18 protein-coding genes are annotated in these 17723 nt (G+C 69.2%); 13 read left to right on the forward strand and 5 right to left on the reverse strand.

Annotated features, from left to right (window positions below; genetic code table 11):
• The 5 genes from VGH85_09740 to VGH85_09760 all read right to left on the reverse strand — a co-directional run.
• Positions 1-218, reverse strand: a 218-nt coding sequence (locus VGH85_09740) for a response regulator (protein HEY2174076.1), incomplete at its 3' end; no start/stop codon positions are given.
• 229 nt (positions 219-447) lie between these two features.
• On the reverse strand, positions 448-2082 hold the full coding sequence (locus VGH85_09745; protein HEY2174077.1) for a DUF885 domain-containing protein: 1635 nt from the start codon (positions 2080-2082) through the stop codon (positions 448-450).
• A 26-nt stretch (positions 2083-2108) separates the two neighbouring features.
• Positions 2109-3092: a COX15/CtaA family protein gene (locus tag VGH85_09750; GenBank protein HEY2174078.1), complete on the reverse strand. Its 984-nt coding sequence runs from the start codon at positions 3090-3092 to the stop codon at positions 2109-2111.
• A 47-nt stretch (positions 3093-3139) separates the two neighbouring features.
• Positions 3140-3925 carry an ABC transporter permease gene (locus VGH85_09755; GenBank protein HEY2174079.1) on the reverse strand — a complete coding sequence of 262 codons (786 nt, stop codon included), beginning with the start codon at positions 3923-3925 and terminating at the stop codon, positions 3140-3142.
• Positions 3922-4875, reverse strand: coding sequence for an ABC transporter ATP-binding protein (locus VGH85_09760; GenBank protein HEY2174080.1), 954 nt, complete (start codon positions 4873-4875; stop codon positions 3922-3924). The genes VGH85_09755 and VGH85_09760 overlap by 4 nt, the downstream gene beginning before the upstream one ends.
• 338 nt (positions 4876-5213) lie before the next feature.
• On the opposite strand from VGH85_09760, the gene VGH85_09765 reads away from it, so the two are divergent.
• From VGH85_09765 to VGH85_09825, 13 genes are all read left to right on the forward strand, one after another.
• The gene (locus VGH85_09765; GenBank protein HEY2174081.1) at positions 5214-6977 is read left to right on the forward strand and encodes an ABC transporter substrate-binding protein; all 1764 of its coding nucleotides are present in this window, start codon (positions 5214-5216) and stop codon (positions 6975-6977) included.
• A 49-nt stretch (positions 6978-7026) separates the two neighbouring features.
• On the forward strand, positions 7027-8034 hold the full coding sequence (locus tag VGH85_09770) for an ABC transporter permease (protein ID HEY2174082.1): 1008 nt from the start codon (positions 7027-7029) through the stop codon (positions 8032-8034).
• Between the two features lie 2 nt (positions 8035-8036).
• Positions 8037-8969 carry an ABC transporter permease gene (locus tag VGH85_09775; protein ID HEY2174083.1) on the forward strand — a complete coding sequence of 311 codons (933 nt, stop codon included), beginning with the start codon at positions 8037-8039 and terminating at the stop codon, positions 8967-8969.
• Positions 8966-10003, forward strand: coding sequence for an ABC transporter ATP-binding protein (locus tag VGH85_09780; protein HEY2174084.1), 1038 nt, complete (start codon positions 8966-8968; stop codon positions 10001-10003). The genes VGH85_09775 and VGH85_09780 overlap by 4 nt, the downstream gene beginning before the upstream one ends.
• Positions 10000-10836: an ABC transporter ATP-binding protein gene (locus VGH85_09785; GenBank protein HEY2174085.1), complete on the forward strand. Its 837-nt coding sequence runs from the start codon at positions 10000-10002 to the stop codon at positions 10834-10836. The genes VGH85_09780 and VGH85_09785 overlap by 4 nt, the downstream gene beginning before the upstream one ends.
• Positions 10837-11053: 217 nt before the next feature.
• Positions 11054-11767 carry a metalloregulator ArsR/SmtB family transcription factor gene (locus tag VGH85_09790; GenBank protein ID HEY2174086.1) on the forward strand — a complete coding sequence of 238 codons (714 nt, stop codon included), beginning with the start codon at positions 11054-11056 and terminating at the stop codon, positions 11765-11767.
• The gene (gene sufB, locus VGH85_09795) at positions 11764-13203 is read left to right on the forward strand and encodes a Fe-S cluster assembly protein SufB (GenBank protein ID HEY2174087.1); all 1440 of its coding nucleotides are present in this window, start codon (positions 11764-11766) and stop codon (positions 13201-13203) included. The genes VGH85_09790 and sufB overlap by 4 nt, the downstream gene beginning before the upstream one ends.
• A gap of 2 nt (positions 13204-13205) precedes the next feature.
• Positions 13206-14486, forward strand: coding sequence for a Fe-S cluster assembly protein SufD (gene sufD / locus VGH85_09800; GenBank protein ID HEY2174088.1), 1281 nt, complete (start codon positions 13206-13208; stop codon positions 14484-14486).
• Positions 14483-14803 (forward strand): non-heme iron oxygenase ferredoxin subunit, encoded by a 321-nt coding sequence (locus VGH85_09805; protein ID HEY2174089.1) that lies wholly within the window; start codon positions 14483-14485, stop codon positions 14801-14803. The genes sufD and VGH85_09805 overlap by 4 nt, the downstream gene beginning before the upstream one ends.
• A 1-nt stretch (position 14804) precedes the next feature.
• Positions 14805-15560, forward strand: coding sequence for a Fe-S cluster assembly ATPase SufC (gene sufC / locus VGH85_09810; protein ID HEY2174090.1), 756 nt, complete (start codon positions 14805-14807; stop codon positions 15558-15560).
• Positions 15557-16828 carry a cysteine desulfurase gene (locus tag VGH85_09815; GenBank protein HEY2174091.1) on the forward strand — a complete coding sequence of 424 codons (1272 nt, stop codon included), beginning with the start codon at positions 15557-15559 and terminating at the stop codon, positions 16826-16828. Before sufC ends, VGH85_09815 begins: the two co-directional genes overlap by 4 nt.
• Positions 16828-17346 (forward strand): SUF system NifU family Fe-S cluster assembly protein, encoded by a 519-nt coding sequence (locus VGH85_09820; protein ID HEY2174092.1) that lies wholly within the window; start codon positions 16828-16830, stop codon positions 17344-17346. The genes VGH85_09815 and VGH85_09820 overlap by 1 nt, the downstream gene beginning before the upstream one ends.
• Positions 17343-17690: a metal-sulfur cluster assembly factor gene (locus VGH85_09825; protein HEY2174093.1), complete on the forward strand. Its 348-nt coding sequence runs from the start codon at positions 17343-17345 to the stop codon at positions 17688-17690. The genes VGH85_09820 and VGH85_09825 overlap by 4 nt, the downstream gene beginning before the upstream one ends.
• Positions 17691-17723: the final 33 nt, after the last annotated feature.

Consider the following 17723-nt stretch of genomic DNA (forward strand, 5'->3'; position numbering starts at 1 on the left):
AGGTCGTCGCCGACCGACCGCAGCCGGCGGCAGGTCGCCAGCCCGTCCATGCCGGGCATCATCACGTCGAGCACCATGGCGTCGGGCCGGTTGGCCGCGACCACGCGCAGCGCCTCGAACCCGTCCGCCGCCAGCTCGACGTCGTACCCGTTGAAGGTCAGCGACCGGCGCAGCGACTCGCGCACCGGCCGGTCGTCGTCGACTACCAAGATCCGCACCCGGCCAGTGTGCCGCGACGGGCTGAAGGTCGGCTGAGAAGCCGCGTCCGGCGCCCCGGCGCGTCGCCCCGGGTTCTCATTCCGCGTCAACGTCACGTTGATGCGGCTAGACCGCCTGAACGTGACGTTCAAGCGGAATCGGCCGCTCCCCATTTGGCATCAACGTGACGTTCAAGCCGAATGGAGGGGCGGCCGGCCCCGGACGGCGGGGCGGGCGAGGCGGCGCGGGTCAGGCGTCGCCGAGGACCGCGCGGCCCGCGAGCCCCAGCGGCAGGTTGCCACTCCCGGCGATCGCCGCGTGGAAATCGGCCAACGGGGCTGCCGGATTGGCAGCCCGCCAACGTTCCCGGATCGCTTCGATCTCGAGGGCCCCGGTGAGGTACGACGCCGCCTGGGTCGGCCAGGCGCAGTAGCGCCGGATCTCGACCTCGGCGGTGTCCCGGGACAGCGAGGCCTTGGTCGCCATCGTGTCGACCGCCTCCTCGACGCTCATGTCGCCGGCGTGCAGGGCGGTGTCGACGACGATCCGGGCGGCCCGGAAGATCCGGGCGTCGAGGTGGGCGAGCACGTGCCGCGGGTCGGTGAAGAAGCCCTCCTGATACATCATCCGCTCGGCATAGAGCGCCCATCCCTCGCCGAAGTAGGGCGTGCCCAGCAGCTTGCGGATCGGTCGCGCCCCGCCGGCCGACCAGGTGCGGTGCCAGTGGTGTCCGGGGTAGGCCTCGTGCACGGAGATGGTCGGGATCGACGCGCTGGAGTTGGTCTGCAGCCGCTGCTGCACCTGCTCCTCGCTCGCGTCGTCGGCGGTGAACGGGACGAAGAAGTGCCCCAGCCGCCGGTCGGTCAGCGGCGGCGGACCGGCGTACGACGCCACCGCCAGCACCGGCCGCTGGAACACCGGGGCGGGCACGACCGCGCACTCCTCGCCCTCGGCGAACGGCACCAGCTTCCGCTCGCGCAGGAAGTCGCGGGCCTGCCCGGTCGTCGTCTCGTACGCCTGGCGCATGGCCTCGAGGGTCGGCGCGTGTTCCTGGTTGAGCTCCTTCATCACGGCGAGCCAGTCCGGTCCGCCGCCCGGCATGTTCTCGGCGACCTTCCGCATCTCGATGTCCAGCTCGTCGTACGCCGCCTGCCCGCGCCGATGCAGGGAGTTCGCGTCCAGGTCGAGCAGCTCCCGCTCGGCGAGGAGGGCGGAATACAGCGGCTCGCCGAGCCGCCAGTCGCCGCCCGCGCGTTCGCCGAGCCCCTCCAGCCACTCCGCGAACCGCTCGAAGGCGAGTGCCGCCTCGGCCGCGGCGGCCGTGAGGGCGGTCCGCAGCCGCGGGTCCTCGGCCTCGGCCGGCAGGTAATCGCGGGCGTAGCGGACGGCCGACCGGGCCTGCCCGATGGCCCGGTCGACGAGCAGCCGGGGAGTGAGCTCCGGGTCCAGGTTGGCCATGCCCGCTTCGAGGACGTCGGGGACCTGCCGCAGCCGCGCAACCGCGGCGGCGACCAGTTCGGCCTCCGGGTGCAGCCGGTGCAGGAAGAGCACGTGCGGGCCGCGCAGGCACGGCTCGAGGTAGGTCGCGGGATCACGCCGCCAGTCCGGTCGTTCGTCGAGCAGCACCCGGCCGCGCAACGTCGCGATCGCGAGGTCGCGGTCGATCCGCGCGTCGGCGTCCAGCCCGTCGTCCGGCACGCCGGTGAAGGTGGCGTGCCACTCCCGGTCGCGGGACGCGCGGCGTTCGCGGGCCGAGGCGGAAAAGTCGCCGAGCCGGTCGTCGTAGCCCGCGGCACCGGCCGCCGACGCCATGACCGGCCGGTCCTCGAACTCCTCGGCGATGAACTGGTCCAGCAGGGTGGTGAGATCGTGACTCTGCGGCATGGAGGAGACCCTAACCGCCGGTCGGGTCAGAGGCCGATCAAGGTCTCCCGGTCCTCGGCACCGAGCAGCGCCGGCGCGTCCGGTGCGGGGCCGCGCTCACGGGTCGAGAAGAACAGTCGCGCCGTCGCGATGGTCGCCAACGTGGCACCCGCGATGTGTACGCCGACCAGCACGGCCGGCACGTGCGTGAAGTACTGCACGTAGCCGACGACCGCCTGCAGCACGACCACGCCGAACAGGACGATCGCGCGACGCTGCGTACGCCGGGGCGCGCGGGTGGCCCGCAGGCCGAGGATCAGCGCGATCACGAGGCCGACGTAGAGGAAGACGAGGTCGGCGTGGAACTGGGTGATCATCGTCGGGTCCCACCCGAGCCGCCGGGTGTGGATGTCGCCGGCGTGCGGCCCGGTCGCGGTCACCAGCGTGCCGGCGACCAGCGTGGCCATGAGTACGACGACGAGGAGCCGGATGCCGAGTTGGATCTCGCGTCGGACGAGCAGAGCGGGCGGGTCGTCGCCCTCCGCCGTGCGGGCGTGCAGCCACACCGCGACGTAGGTCAGCACCATCGACAGCAGGAAGTGCGGGGCGACGGTGAGCGGGTTGAGCTTCTCGAGCACCGTGATGCCGCCGAGCACGGCCTGGGCGACGACGCCGAGGGGGAGGAGCAGCGCGATCGCGCGCACGTCCCGCCGGCGCGGGCGCAGCCGCCAGGCGGCGACGACGCAGGCGAGCGCCGTGGCGAAGACCAGGAAGGTGAGCAACCGGTTGCCGAACTCGATCCCCTGGTGCACCGCCCCGGTCGGGTTCGCGGCGGTCGGCAGCAGGCTGCCGTTGGTGCACTGCGGCCAGGTGGGGCAGCCGAGCCCGGACTCCGAGAGCCGGACCGCACCTCCGGTGATCGCGATGCCGGCGTTGGCCACGATGGCCGCCACCGCGAGACCCCGCATCAGCCGCGGGCTCGTCGGCGTGTCACGAATCCGGCGGTACGCCGTCAGCAGGCCGTCCGTCACCCGCCGATCGTAGGCGGCGCGTCCGGGCCGCCCGCAGCGCGGGCCGCTCACTCCCAGCGGAACGTCGCCGCGGCGGCGGTCAGGGCGATCACGGCCCACACCGCCAGGGTCGCCGCATCGTGCAGCGGTACCGCCCGACCGTCGCGGAGGACGGCCCGCAGGCCGTGGGCGAGCGCCGTGGTCGGCAGGAATCCGAGCCACGTGGCGAGCCCGTGCGGAAACTTCGACAGCGGGAAGATCACGTCGCCGAGGAAGAGCAGCACGAACCACACCACGTTGGCCGCGGCAAGGGTCGCCTCCGCCCGCAGCGTGCCGGCCAACAACAGCCCGAGCCCGGCGAAGGCCGCCGTACCGAGGACGACGAGCAGCGCCACCGAGCCGGCCGACCCGTGCGGCTGCCAGCCGACCGCCAGCCCGACCAGGCAGATCACCGCGATCTGGACGATCTCCACGCACACGACCGCGGATGTCTTGCCCAGCAGCAGGACCGACCGGGGCAGGGCCGTCACCCCGAGGCGTTTCAGGATCCCGTACTTGCGCTCGAAGGCGGTCGCAATCGCCTGTCCGGTGAACGCCGCCGACATGATCGCCAGCGCCAGGACGCCCGGGACGAAGAAGCCGGCCCGGCTCCCGCCGACGCTGACGAACGGTTCCAGGACGAGCACCAGGACGAGCAGCAACGGAATGATGAGGTTGAGCAGGAGTTGCTCGCCGTTGCGCAGGATGAGCTTGAGCTCCATCCAGGTCTGGGCCGCCAGCATCCGCGGCAGCGGCGCGGTGCCCGGTCGCGGGATGAAGGTGCCGGGCCGCAGGGGCGCGATGTCCTCGGTCACGACCGCAGCTCCCGCCCGGTGAGATCGAGGAAAACGTCCTCCAGCGACCGCTGCTCGATCTGCAGGTCGCGGGCCATGATGTCGTGGCGGGCGCACCAGGCCGTGACCACAGCCAACAACTCGGGGTCGACCGGGCCCTCGACCAGGTAGCACCCGGGCGTCGGCTCGCTGACCCGGAAGCCGTCCGGCAGGATTTCGCCCAGGTCGAGCAGGTCGAGGCCGCCGGGCGCGCGGAAGCGCAGCTGTCCCTTCGCGCCGCCCTGGGTGAGTTCCGCCGGCGATCCGTCGGCCACGCTCCGGCCGTGGTCGATCACCACCACCCGGTCGGCGAGTTGCTCCGCCTCCTCCATGTAATGAGTGGTCAGCACGACGCTGACGCCGTCCGCCCGAAGGGCCCGGACGACGTCCCAGGTCGCATGCCGCGCCTGCGGGTCGAGCCCGGCCGTCGGCTCGTCGAGAAAGACCAATTCGGGTCGGGCGACGATCGCCATCGCCAGCGACAGCCGCTGCTTCTGCCCGCCGGAGAGCCGGCGGTACGGCGTCCGTTCGACGCCGCGCAGACCCAGCCGCTCCAGCAGTTCGACGCAGTCCAGCGGCTCACGCGCGTAGGACGACAGTAGCCGGAGCATCTCCCCGGCCCGGGCGCCCATATAGGCGCCGCCGCCCTGCAGCATGGCGCCCACCCGGGGCCGCAGCGACGCGCGGTCCTTGATCGGGTCGAGACCCAGGACCCGTACCGTGCCGCCGTCCGGCCGGCGGAAGCCTTCGCACGTCTCGACGGTCGAGGTCTTGCCGGCGCCGTTCGGGCCGAGCAGCGCCAGCACACCGGCGCGGGGTGCGACCAGCGACAACCCCGCGACGGCGACGAGATCGCCGTAGCGCTTGACGAGTCCGCGGACTTCCAGCGCGGGGACATCGGATCGTACTGCCCGGTTCGCGGAAAGTCCCACGCCAGCGAGGATATGTCGGCACAACCGCGCGTCGCCGGGCAGGTCAGTGCCTTCGCACGCGACCCGCGGCGAATCGTGACAACGGTGGACGAGTACACCGCAAACGCAGCCCCGACGCGTAAATGATCATGACTGAGATGCTTGCGCGCCCTAGGTTGCACCCCCTAGCCTCCCGTCAGCATCAACCCGAGTTCGTATGACGACATAGGACTGACGCCTCCGGCATGACGCCGGCGAACCGGCCCGGTCGCTCGGCGGGACTGCGGTCTCCGCCGGGTCGAGTGGGCGGTCCGGCGCGCGTTCTCCGGTCGTTCAATCCATTGGAGGAGCTAGGGATCATGGCCGACCTGCCACATCTGCACCGGACCCGCAGACAGTTTCTTGCCGATGCCGCGATTCTGGGTGCTGGAGCCACATTGGGCGGGGGCCTACTGAGCGCGTGTACGGGCGCTGAGGGAGGTGCATCGGGCAAGCGTGCACAGACGTTGTTCATCGCCGGCTTCCAATGGGGACCGCCGACCAACTTCAATCCGCTGAGCCCGACCGCGGCCTGGCCGGCCGGGGAGAACACTGAGCAGTACATCTACGAGACGCTTTTCGGCTTCGACCTGCTCGACGGCAGCCTGAAGCCGGCGCTGGCCAAGTCGCTGCAGTTCCAGAACAAGACGACTGCCATCGTGACGCTGCAGAACGGCGTGCACTGGCAGGACGGCAAACCGCTGACCGCCGACGACGTCGTCTACACGTTTGAGCTCGCGAAGCGTCACAAGGAAATCTCCTACGCGACCTTCTGGGACTACGTCACCTCGATCTCAGCGGTGAATTCCTCGACGGTGAAGGTTGTCCTCAACTCGAGCCGGCTGAATCCCGGAATGGTGAAGGGCTCGCTGGCTGGGACCTACATCCTGCCGTCCCATGTGTGGATGGGCGTGGAGAAGAAGAATTCTCAGATCACCCAATTCACCAACATGAAGCCGATGGGCTCAGGTCCCTACAAGCTCGACAACAGCAGCGCGACCCAGGTCGCGATGTCGCGGGTCGACAGCTACTGGGGGAAGTCCGCGCACGGCAGCCTGCCGCACCCGCGTTACATCGTGCACCCCATCTTCAAGGGCAACGACGACGGCGACCTCGCCTTCCAGCACGGCGACATCGACGTCTCGCAGCAGTTCACGCCGCAGATCTGGCAGATGTGGCAGAACAAGCACCTTCCGGTGCGCACGTGGTACGACAAGTCGCCGTACCACGTTCCCGGCAGCATCCCGATGCTCGTGGTCAACACGACGAAGAAGGGCCTGGACAACGTCAAGGTGCGGCTGGCGTTGGCGCACGCGATCAACTACGCGCAGATCGCCAACACCGCCATGTCGCGGTATTCCAAGCCGGCCAACTCCAGCCTGGTGCTGCCGACCGGCGCCGAAGCGGAGTACTTCAACGCCGCGAACGTCAAGGCCAACGGCTGGAGCTACGACCCGCACAAGGCGGTCCAGATCCTCGAGCAGGAATTGCACTGCAAGAAGGGCAGCGACGGAATCTACCGCCTGCCTGACGGGACGCGCCTCGGTCCGTGGACCGCGCAGACCCCGACCGGGTGGTCGGACTGGCAGACCGGACTGCAGGTGGTCGCCTCCAGCGCGAAGGCGGTGGGTATCGATATCCAGACTCAGTTCCCGCAGGCTCCGCAGGTCACCCAGGCCGTGCAGAACGGCAACTTCGACCTCGCCTGTTGGGGTGTGTCGGGAGTGAGCCCGGCGACACCGTGGCAGCGTTTCCGCGACGTCCTGGACTCCCGCGGCGTACCGAAGCCCGGCCAGTCGGCGTTCTACAACTACGGCCGGTTCCACGACTCGCGGGTCACGCCGCTGCTCGAGAAGGTCGCGACCGTTTCCGGCGCGGAGGCCAAGGACCTCTACACCGAGCTGGACAAGATCTTCATGCAGAACGCACCGATGATCCCGTTGATGTACCGCCCATTGGAGTTCTTCGAGTACAACGCCTCGACGTGGACCGGCTGGCCCAACGCGGAGCACCCCACCGCACCGCCGCAGTTCTCCGGCGCCGGGTCGATGTGGCTGTACCAGATCAAGCCCAAGTCCGCGTGACGGAGTTCCGACGGCCCGGCGACGGCCGCGGAACGGGAGGTGACGCCGGATGACGTTCCGCCGGTACATGTTCCGAAAGGGCTGGTGGTACCTCGGCGCGCTCGTCGCCGCGGTATTCCTGAACTTCTGGCTGCCCCGGATGATCCCGGGAAATCCGGTCGACGCCATCGTCGCGGGTCTCGGTCGTGGCGGGGTCTCCGGTGACCAGCTCAAGGTGATCCACGAGCACTACGCCAATGCCTTCGGGCTGGACAAGCCCTTCTGGCAGCAGTTCGGCATCTACGTCTGGCACCTGTTGCACGGCGACCTCGGGGTCTCCTTCGCGCAGTACCCGGCGCACGTGCAGTCGCTCATCGGGCAGGCCCTGCCGTGGACGCTCGGGCTGCAGATCCCGGCCATCCTCATCGGGTGGCTGATCGGCAACGTGCTCGGCGCGATTGCGGCCTTCAAGGGCGGCTGGTTCGACCGTGGCGCATTCCTCGGGTCGCTGTTCACCTCGAGCATGCCCTACTACTGCCTGGCGATCCTGCTGCTCTATCTGCTCGCCGTGCTGCTTCCCGTCTTCCCGGCCGGCGGCGGATACGCCTACGGCACGACGCCGGCCCTCTCGGGTGCATTCTTGAGCGACGCGATCCAGCACTACTGGCTGCCGTTCCTGTCCCTCGTCCTCGTGTTCATCGGGGGACAAGCCGTGGGGATGCGGTCGATGGCGATCTACGAGCTCGGCTCCGACTACGTCAACTACGGCCGCGGGCTCGGCGTCTCCGACCGCCGGATCGTGCGCTACATCTTCCGCAATGCGATGCTCCCGCAGGTGACCGGCCTCGCGCTGTCGATCGGCACTCTGGTCGGCGGCGCCTTGATCACCGAGATCGTGTTCTCCTACCCGGGGATCGGCACGCTGCTGTTCAACGCAATCAGCCAGAACGACTATCCCGTCATCCAGGCGATCACGCTGATCATTGTCATCGCCGTACTCTTCGCGAACTTCCTCGTCGAAGTCGCTTACGGCGTCATCGATCCGCGGATCCGGGCGGCTCAAGCAGGGGAGCGATAGCCATGGGCCTCGCGCGACTCACGCCCCGCTTCTACATCGGCGCGGGAATCTTCCTCCTGATCGTCCTCTTCGGGTTCGTCGGCCCGCTGATCTTCTCCGGAACGCCGGGCAAGGTCGTCGGCGGGCTCTACGACCATCCGTCCGGACACTCGTGGCTCGGTACCGACAACCTCGGCCACGACGTGTTCGCCAACCTGATGTACGGCACCCGCACGTCGCTGATCATCGGGCTGATCGCCGGGATCGTCGCGACACTGATCGGTGTCGTCACCGGCACGGTCGCGGGCTACAAGGGCGGCATCCTCGAGGAATCGCTTATGGGCGTGACCAACGTCTTCCTGGCGATTCCGTCGATCGTCGTCCTGATCCTGCTGTCGATCGCACTGCACTCCCGCTCGGAGCTCACCCTCGCTCTGGTCATCGGTGTCACCAGCTGGCCGTGGACGGCACGCGCCGTGCGGGCCCAGGCCAACAGTGTGAAGACGCGGGAGCACATCGACGTGGCCCGGCTGTCGGGCGCCAGTTCGTTCAGCCTCATCAGCTTCGACGTACTGCCCTACATCCTCAGCTACGTCTGCATGGCCTTCGTGCTGCAGGTCGCCGGCGCAATCCTGGCGGAGGCGGGTCTGTCCATGCTCGGCCTGGGCCCGAGTGACGGCGTGTCGCTCGGCATCATGCTGCACTGGGCACTCGCGTGGGAGTCGATGCGCACCGGGGCATGGTGGGCGTTCGTGCCGCCGACCCTGCTGCTTACCCTGATCGCGTTCTCCCTGCTGATGCTGCAGTCGAGCCTCGACGAGGTGTTCAACCCGCGCCTGCGCCGCGGCGGGACGCGGTTGCGGTCGGTGCCGGTCACCGAGCCGGTGCAGACCGCCGGTGGGTTCGCCCCCGCCGGCGAGGCGGCGTCCATCGAGATCGAGGGGGCCCACCGGTGACCATCGAGACCGCGACCACGACGGCGACCTCGACGCAGCTGCTGGCGGCACGCGGACTGCGTGCTTGGTACGCCGGTCACGGCGGCCAGGGCACCATGGCCGTCGACGGCGTCTCGATCGACGTCCGCGAGGGTGAGGTGCTCGGCGTCGCCGGAGAATCCGGCTGCGGCAAGTCGACGCTGGCCTCGGTCCTGTCCCTCACCGCCCGGCCACCGCTCTACGTGCTCGAGGGCGAGCTCGAGGTCGCCGGGGAGACGCTGAGCTTCGAGCCGCGCCGTCCCCCGCCGCGGTCGTGGCGCGGGGAGGTGGTCTCCCTACTACCGCAGGGAGCCATGAACTCGCTGAGCCCGACCCTTCGCATCCGCGACTTCGCGTTCGACATCATCCGGGCGCACGACCGCAAGGTGCGCCGGGACGAGGCGATCGACCGTGCCGCGGAGCGGCTCGAGCAGCTCGACCTGCCCCGCCGGGTGCTCGACTACTACCCGCACCAGCTCAGCGGCGGCATGAAACAACGCGTCGTGACCGTGCTCTCCACGCTGCTGAACCCGAAGCTGCTGATCGCCGACGAGCCGACCTCGGCGCTCGACGTCTCCTCCCAGCGGATCCTCATCGAGTTGCTCCGCGAGATGCTGTCCCGCCGGTTCATCAACGGCGTCATCTTCGTGACGCACGACCTGCCCGTGCTCAATGCGATCGCGGACCGGATCGCGATCATGTACGCCGGGCAGGTGGTCGAGGTCGGCGAGGCCGAGGAGGTCATCAACCGCGCCCGGCACCCCTACAGCGCGGCGCTGGTGCACTCGGTACTCGTGCCGGAGCCGCAGATCCGCACCCGCCGGATCACCGGGATCACCGGCTCACCGCCCGACCTGGTCAGTCCACCGTCGGGGTGCCGGTTCCATCCGCGCTGCAGCCTCGCCATGGACATCTGTACGACGGAGCAGCCGCCGATGGTCGGTGACCCAGGTCGCTTCGCCAGCTGTTGGTGGTCGCGCGACCACAATGGCGAGCCCGTGGAGGCGAAGCTGTGACCCGCCCCAGCCTGCCGCAGCAGAGCGAAGCGGAGCAGGGCGCTGCGGAACAGGGCGGCGCCCCACTGCTGGAGGCCCGCAACCTGACCCGCCTCTTCGGCCGCGGCGACAATGTCGTCCGTGCGGTCGACGACGTGTCGTTCACCGTCGGTCGCAACGAGATCGTCACCGTGGTGGGGGAGAGCGGCAGCGGCAAGTCGACCCTCGCCCGGCTGCTGCTGCGGCTGCTCGACCCGACCTCGGGCTCGATCCTGCTCGACGGCAAGGACATCACCGCGATCGAGGGCCGCGACGTCAAGTCCTACTGGCGCGAGGTGCAGGCGGTCTTCCAGGACCCGTTCAGCGCGTTCAACCAGTTCTTCACCGTCCGCAGGCTTCTGCAGCGCTCCCAGGGCCTGCTCTCCGAGGCCGAGCAGCTGGTCGGCGCCGAGGACCGGATGATCAACGCCCTCGAGCAGGTCGGGCTGAAGGCCAAGGACGTGCTCGGCAAGTGGCCGCACCAGCTCTCCGGCGGTCAGCGGCAGCGGGTGATGATCGCCCGGGCCCTGATGATGCGCCCCCGGGTGCTCATCGCCGACGAGGCGACCTCGATGCTCGACGCGTCGCTGCGGGCCAACATCCTCAACGTGCTGATGGACCTGCGCCGCGATCAGGACATGACGATCATCTTCATCACCCACGACATCGGCCAGGCCTGCTACGTCAGCGACCGGATCCTGGCTATGTGCAAGGGCGAGCTGGTGGAGTCGGGCCCGACCGACGAGGTGATCTTCGCCCCGCAGCACGAGTACACCCAGGGCCTGCTGGCCGACGTACCCCGCCTGCACACCTGACGGCCCGGGCCGGGATTCCGCACCACACGCGTGCCCATTTCCGCTCCCTCCGTTCGGCTTGAACGTCACGTTCAGGCCATCTAGCGGCTTGAACGTCACGTTCAAGCCGAAAGAGGGGCCGAGCAAGGCGGGCATATCGGGATATACCGGGGGGCGGTGACCGGGGTCACCGGGGATTCTGTTTGCCGCGGGGGCCGATAAACGACACAATAGTGTTGTGAAATTCGCCGGGACCGCCGAGCCGTCCGTGGAGCATCGCACCCGCGATGCTGTCGCGCGACTGCTCATGGAGGCCGGCCCGCAGACCGCGTCCGCGCTGGCCGAGCGGTTGGACATCAGCCCGGCCGCCGTACGCCGGCACCTCGACGGCCTCGTCGCCGACGGAGTCGTCGTGGCACGCGACAGCCGACCGCTGGGCGGGCGTCGCCGCGGTCGTCCGGCCCGGGTCTTCGCCCTGACGGAGGGTGGCCGCGAGTCCTTCCCCCACGCCTATGACGACCTCGCCGCGTCCGCGTTGCGTTTCCTTGCCGCCCGCGGTGGGGAGAAGGCTGTCACGGCCTTCGCCGAACAGCGGCTCGCGGTGCTGGAGTCGCGCAACCGCGACCGGATCGCCGCCGCCGAGACGCCGGGGGAGAAGGTGGCGGCCCTCTCCGAGGCGCTGACCGACGAGGGATACGCTGCCTCCGCGCACACGGTGGGTAGCGGCGAGCAGCTCTGCCAGCACCACTGCCCGGTGGCTCACGTCGCCGCCGAGTTCCCCCAGCTGTGCGAGGCCGAGACCCAGGCGTTCTCGCGCCTGCTCGGCACCCACGTGCAACGACTGGCCACCATCGCCCGGGGCGACGGCGTGTGCACGACGCACGTCCCGGTCACCACGAGTTCGACAGCAGTTCCCACAGGTACGCCCGTATCCGGGAGGAAGCACGCATGACCACTGCACCGGAGACCACCGCGCCCGTCCTCACGCAGGACGAGCAGATCGAAGCCATGTCCGGCTACAAGTTCGGCTGGGCGGACTCCGATGTCGCCGGCGAGTCGGCCCGACGCGGCCTCTCCGACGAGGTCGTCCGCGACATCTCCCGGCGTAAGAACGAGCCGGAGTGGATGCTCGAGCGACGGCTGCGCGGGCTGAAGCTGTTCGGCAAGAAGCCGCTGCCCAACTGGGGAGCCGACCTCACCGGCATCGACTTCGACAACATCAAGTACTTCGTCCGGTCGACCGAGAAGCAGGCCGCGACGTGGGACGAGCTGCCGGCTGACATCAAGAACACCTACGACAAGCTCGGCATCCCCGAGGCGGAGAAGCAGCGGCTGATCGCCGGGGTCGCGGCGCAGTACGAGTCCGAGGTCGTCTACCACAAGATCCGTGAGGACCTCGAGGCTCAGGGCGTCCTCTTCCTCGACACCGACACCGCGCTGCGCGAGCACGAAGACCTCTTCCGGGAGTACTACGGCTCGGTGATCCCGGCCGGCGACAACAAGTTCGCGTCGCTCAACACCGCGGTGTGGTCGGGCGGGTCGTTCATCTACGTCCCGCCGGGCGTCAACGTCGAGATCCCGCTGCAGGCCTACTTCCGGATCAACACCGAGAACATGGGCCAGTTCGAGCGGACCCTGATCATCGTCGACGAGGGCGCCTACGTGCACTACGTCGAGGGCTGCACCGCCCCGATCTACAAGACCGACTCGCTGCACTCGGCGGTCGTCGAGATCGTGGTGAAGAAGAACGCCCGCTGCCGCTACACCACCATCCAGAACTGGTCCAACAACGTCTACAACCTCGTGACCAAGCGCGCGGTGGCCCACGAGGGCGCGACGATGGAGTGGATCGACGGCAACATCGGCTCCAAGGTGACGATGAAGTACCCCGCCGTCTGGATGCTCGGTGAGCACGCCAAGGGCGAGACGCTCTCGGTCGCCTTCGCCGGTGAGGGTCAGCACCAGGACGCCGGTGCCAAGATGGTGCACGTCGCGCCGCACACGTCGAGCACGATCATCTCCAAGTCGGTCGCGCGCGGCGGCGGGCGCACCTCCTACCGCGGCCTGGTGCAGATCGAGCCGGGCGCACACGGCTCCAAGTCGACCGTGAAGTGCGACGCGTTGCTGGTCGACACCATCAGCCGATCGGACACCTATCCCTACGTCGACGTCCGCGAGGACGACGTGTCGATGGGTCACGAGGCCACGGTGTCGAAGGTCAGCGAGACGCAGCTGTTCTACCTCATGAGCCGCGGGCTCACCGAGGACGAGGCGATGGCGATGATCGTCCGCGGCTTCGTCGAGCCCATCGCGCGCGAGTTGCCGATGGAATACGCGCTCGAGCTCAACCGGCTGATCGAGCTGCAGATGGAAGGAGCCGTCGGCTGACGATGGCTGATACCGACACGAGCTCTGAAAGCCAGGGCGCGCAGACCGACGCCGTCCGCGAACAGGCGGCGGCCGAGCAGGCGGTGGTCGCGTCGCAGGTGCTGGGGACCGATACCGGCGCCGCGACGGGACGGGCGCCGGGCGCCCACAGTCATGGCGGACCGGTGCGCCAGCCCGGCGACGCAAGGCCGGCCCGCGTCACCTCGCGCGACCCGGACACGTTCGGCGTACCGTCCGGGCGCGAGGAGGACTGGCGGTTCACCCCGCTGGACCGGATGCGGACGCTGCTCGAACCGCTGACCGCCGACGGCAAGGTCGTCGTCGAGGTGCGGGCCGCGGACAAGGTCGACGTCGGGCACGTCGCGGGCGACGACCCGCTGGTCGGCAGCGTGCTCAGCCCGGCCGACCGGGTCAGCGCGCTGGCGATGGCCCACGTCGACCAGGCGCTGGTCGTGACCGTGCCGCGCGGCGTGGTCTCGCCCGCGCCGACCTTCCTCACCGTCCGCGGTGAGGGCGGCACCGCCTACGGCCACCTGGTCATCGACGTCGGTGAAGCCGCCCAGGCCGTCGTCGTCGTCGACCACGTCGGTACGACGACCCTCGCCTCCAACCTGGAGATCCGGGTGGGCGACGGTGCCTCACTGACCGTCGTCTCGCTGCAGGACTGGGACGACGACGCCGTGCACGTCGAGGCGCAGGCCGCCCGGCTGGGCCGCGACGCCCGGCTGCGCCACGTCGCGGTGACCCTCGGCGGCGGACTGGTCCGGCTCTCGCCGACCGTCGAATTCAGCGGACCCGGTGGCGACGCCGAACTGCTCGGCCTCTACTTCGCCGACGCGGGTCAGCATCAGGAGCACCGGCTCTTCGTCGACCACGCGCAGCCCAACTGCCGCAGCCGGGTCACCTACAAGGGCGCGCTGCAGGGTGACGACGCCACGGCGGTGTGGATCGGCGACGTACTGATCCGCCCCGAGGGCGAGCAGACCGACACCTACGAGCTCAACCGCAACCTGCTGCTCACCGACGGTGCCCGCGCCCACTCGGTGCCCAACCTCGAGATCGAGACCGGCGAGGTCGCCGGCGCCGGCCATGCCAGCGCCAGCGGTCGCTTCGACGACCTGCAGCTGTTCTACCTGATGGCCCGGGGAATCCCGGCCGACGTCGCCCGCCGGCTCGTCGTCCGCGGGTTCTTCGCCGAGGTGATCGACCGGATCGGCGTGCCGGAGGTGCAGGAGCGGCTGGTCGCCGCGGTCGAGGACGAGCTGGCGCAGGTGGGTTCATGACCGAGTTCGTCCGTGCCTGCGCGCTCGACGAGGTTCCCGAGCCGGGTGCCCATCGGGTCAAGTTCGACGACACGCCGGTCGCGATCGTCCGCAGCGAGGGCGAGGTCTACGCGATCTACGACGTCTGCTCGCACGAAGAGGTGGCGCTCACCGAAGGAGACGTGGAGGGCACCACGATCGAGTGCTGGCTGCACGGGTCGTGCTTCGACCTCCGGTCCGGCCGGCCGACCAGCCTGCCCGCCACCAAACCTGTACCCGTCTATCCCGTGAAGATCGAGGGCGGCGACGTCTACGTCCGCCTCACTGAGGAGAGTTGAGTTGTCCACGCTGGAGATTCACGACCTGCACGTGTCCGTCGAGGACACCGAGATCCTCAAGGGCGTCGACCTGGTCGTCCGCTCGGGGGAGACCCACGCGCTGATGGGCCCCAACGGATCGGGCAAGTCGACGCTGGCCTACTCGATCGCCGGGCACCCGAAGTACACGGTGACCTCCGGCACGGTGACCCTCGACGGCGAGGACGTGCTCTCGATGAAGGTCGACGAGCGCGCCCGCGCCGGCCTCTTCCTCGCGATGCAGTACCCGGTCGAGGTGCCGGGTGTCTCGACGACCAACTTCCTGCGTACCGCCGCGACGGCCGTGCGGGGAGAGGCGCCGAAGCTGCGGACCTGGGTCAAGGAGGTCAACGAGGCGATGGCCGGGTTGAAGATCGACCCGTCGTTCTCCGAGCGCAGCGTCAACGAGGGCTTCTCCGGTGGCGAGAAGAAGCGCTACGAGATCCTGCAGCTGGCCCTGCTCAAGCCCAAGATCGCGGTCCTCGACGAGACCGACTCCGGCCTCGACGTCGACGCGCTGCGCACGGTGTCCGACGGCGTCAACCAGGCCCGCGAGTCCTCCGACCTCGGACTGCTGCTGATCACGCACTACCCGCGCATCCTGCAGTACGTCCGGCCCGACGTCGTGCACGTCTTCTACCTCGGCCGGATCGTCGAGACCGGTGGGCCGGAGCTGGCCGACCGGATCGAGTCGGAGGGCTACGTCCGCTTCGGCGAGCCGCAGGAGGCCGCCTCATGACAGAGGACGTCCGCGGGTACGACGTCGACACGATCCGCAAGGACTTCCCGATCCTCGACCGCACGGTCCGCGACGGCCGCCCGCTGATCTATCTCGACAGCGGTGCGACGTCGCAGAAACCGACCGTCGTCCTCGACGCCGAGCGCGACTTCTACGAGCGGCACAACGCCGCCGTGCACCGTGGCGCGCATCAGTTGGCCGAAGAGGCCGACATCCTCTACGAGGGTGCGCGGAGCAGGATCGCTGAATTCATCGGCGCGCAGAGCAACGAGATCATCTTCACCAAGAACGCGACCGAGGGGCTCAACCTGGTCGCCTATTCGATGAGCAACGCCGCGACGGCCGGGCCCGAGGCGGAGCGCTTCGCGGTCGGCCCCGGCGACGAGGTCGTCGTCACAGAGATGGAGCACCACGCCAACCTCGTGCCCTGGCAGCAGCTGTGCCAGCGCACCGGCGCGACGTTGAAGTGGTTCGGCATCACCGACGAGGGACGGCTCGACCTCTCGAACATCGACGACGTCATCACCGCGCGCACCAAGGTGGTCGCCGTCGTCCATCAGTCCAACGTCCTCGGCACGGTCAACCCGCTCGACGTCATCGTCGCGAAGGCACACGCCGTCGGCGCATTCGTCGTCGTCGACGCCTGCCAGTCGGTGCCCCACATGCCGGTCGACGTCGGTGCGCTCGGCGTCGACTTCCTCGCCTTCTCCGGCCACAAGATGTGCGGCCCGACCGGCGTCGGGGTGCTCTGGGGTCGCGCCGACCTGCTCGCCCACATGCCGCCCTTCCTCACCGGCGGGTCGATGATCGAGGTCGTCCGCATGGAGGGCACGACGTTCCTGCCACCCCCGCAGCGGTTCGAAGCCGGGGTGCCCAACACCGCGCAGGCGATCGGGCTCGGTGCCGCGGTCGACTATCTCAACGCCCTGGGCATGGACGCGATCGCGGCGCACGAGCAGGCGCTCACCGCCTATGCGCTGCACCGCATCGGTGACATCGAGGGCGTGCGGATCGTGGGCCCGGACACCGCCGAGGCCCGCGGCGGCGCCGTCTCCTTCGTCGTCGACGGACTGCATCCGCACGACGTCGGCCAGGTGCTCGACGAACTCGGCATCGCCGTCCGCACCGGGCACCACTGCGCCTGGCCGACGGCCCGGCGCTTCGGAATACCGGCCACGACCCGCGCGTCGTTCTACCTGTACACCACACTCTCCGAGATCGACGCCCTCGCCGACGGGGTCGAACAGGTGAAGAGGTTCTTTTCCTGATGCAGCTGCAGTCGATGTACCAGGAGATCATCCTGGACCACTACAAGAACCCGCACGGGCGCGGGCTGCGCGACCCGTACGACGCCGAGGTGCACCACGTCAACCCGACCTGCGGTGACGAGGTGACGCTGCGGGTGCACATCGACGACGGCATCGTGAAGGACGTGTCCTACGACGGCATCGGCTGTTCGATCAGCCAGGCTTCGACCTCGGTGCTCACCGATCTGCTGGTCGGCGAGTCGCTAGAGCACGGGCTCGCCGTGCAGGAAGCCTTTCTCGACATGATGCAGTCGCAGGGTCGGGGCGAGCCCGACGAGGAGCTGCTCGAGGACGCCGTCGCCTTCATCGGCGTATCGAAATACCCGGCGCGGATCAAATGTGCCCTGCTCGGCTGGATGGCGTTCAAGGACGCCGTGGCCCGCGCCGGGCAGCCAATGGAGGCTTCGCCTCAGCAGCAGCCAATGGAGGCTTCGCCTCAGCAGCCAATGGAGGCTTCGCCTCAGGGAGGTACGCCATGACCAGCCCACAGTCCGCCGCCGCGGCGAGCGTCGATGACGTCGAGGAGGCCATGCGCGACGTGGTCGACCCCGAGCTCGGCATCAACGTCGTCGACCTCGGCCTCGTCTACGGCATCACCGTCGCCGACGACAACGTGGCCACCATCGACATGACGCTCACCTCGGCCGCCTGTCCGCTCACCGACGTGATCGAGGACCAGACCCGCACCGCCCTCACCGGCGGCCCCGGCGACGGCGTGGTGCAGGACTTCCGCATCAACTGGGTCTGGATGCCGCCATGGGGACCGGACAAGATCACCGATGACGGCCGCGACCAGCTGCGGGCGCTCGGCTTCAACGTGTGAGTCTGCGGTCCGCCGGAATATCGGTCGAGCTAT

Source organism: Mycobacteriales bacterium, assembly GCA_036497565.1.
Taxonomy (GTDB): Bacteria; Actinomycetota; Actinomycetes; order Mycobacteriales; family QHCD01; genus DASXJE01.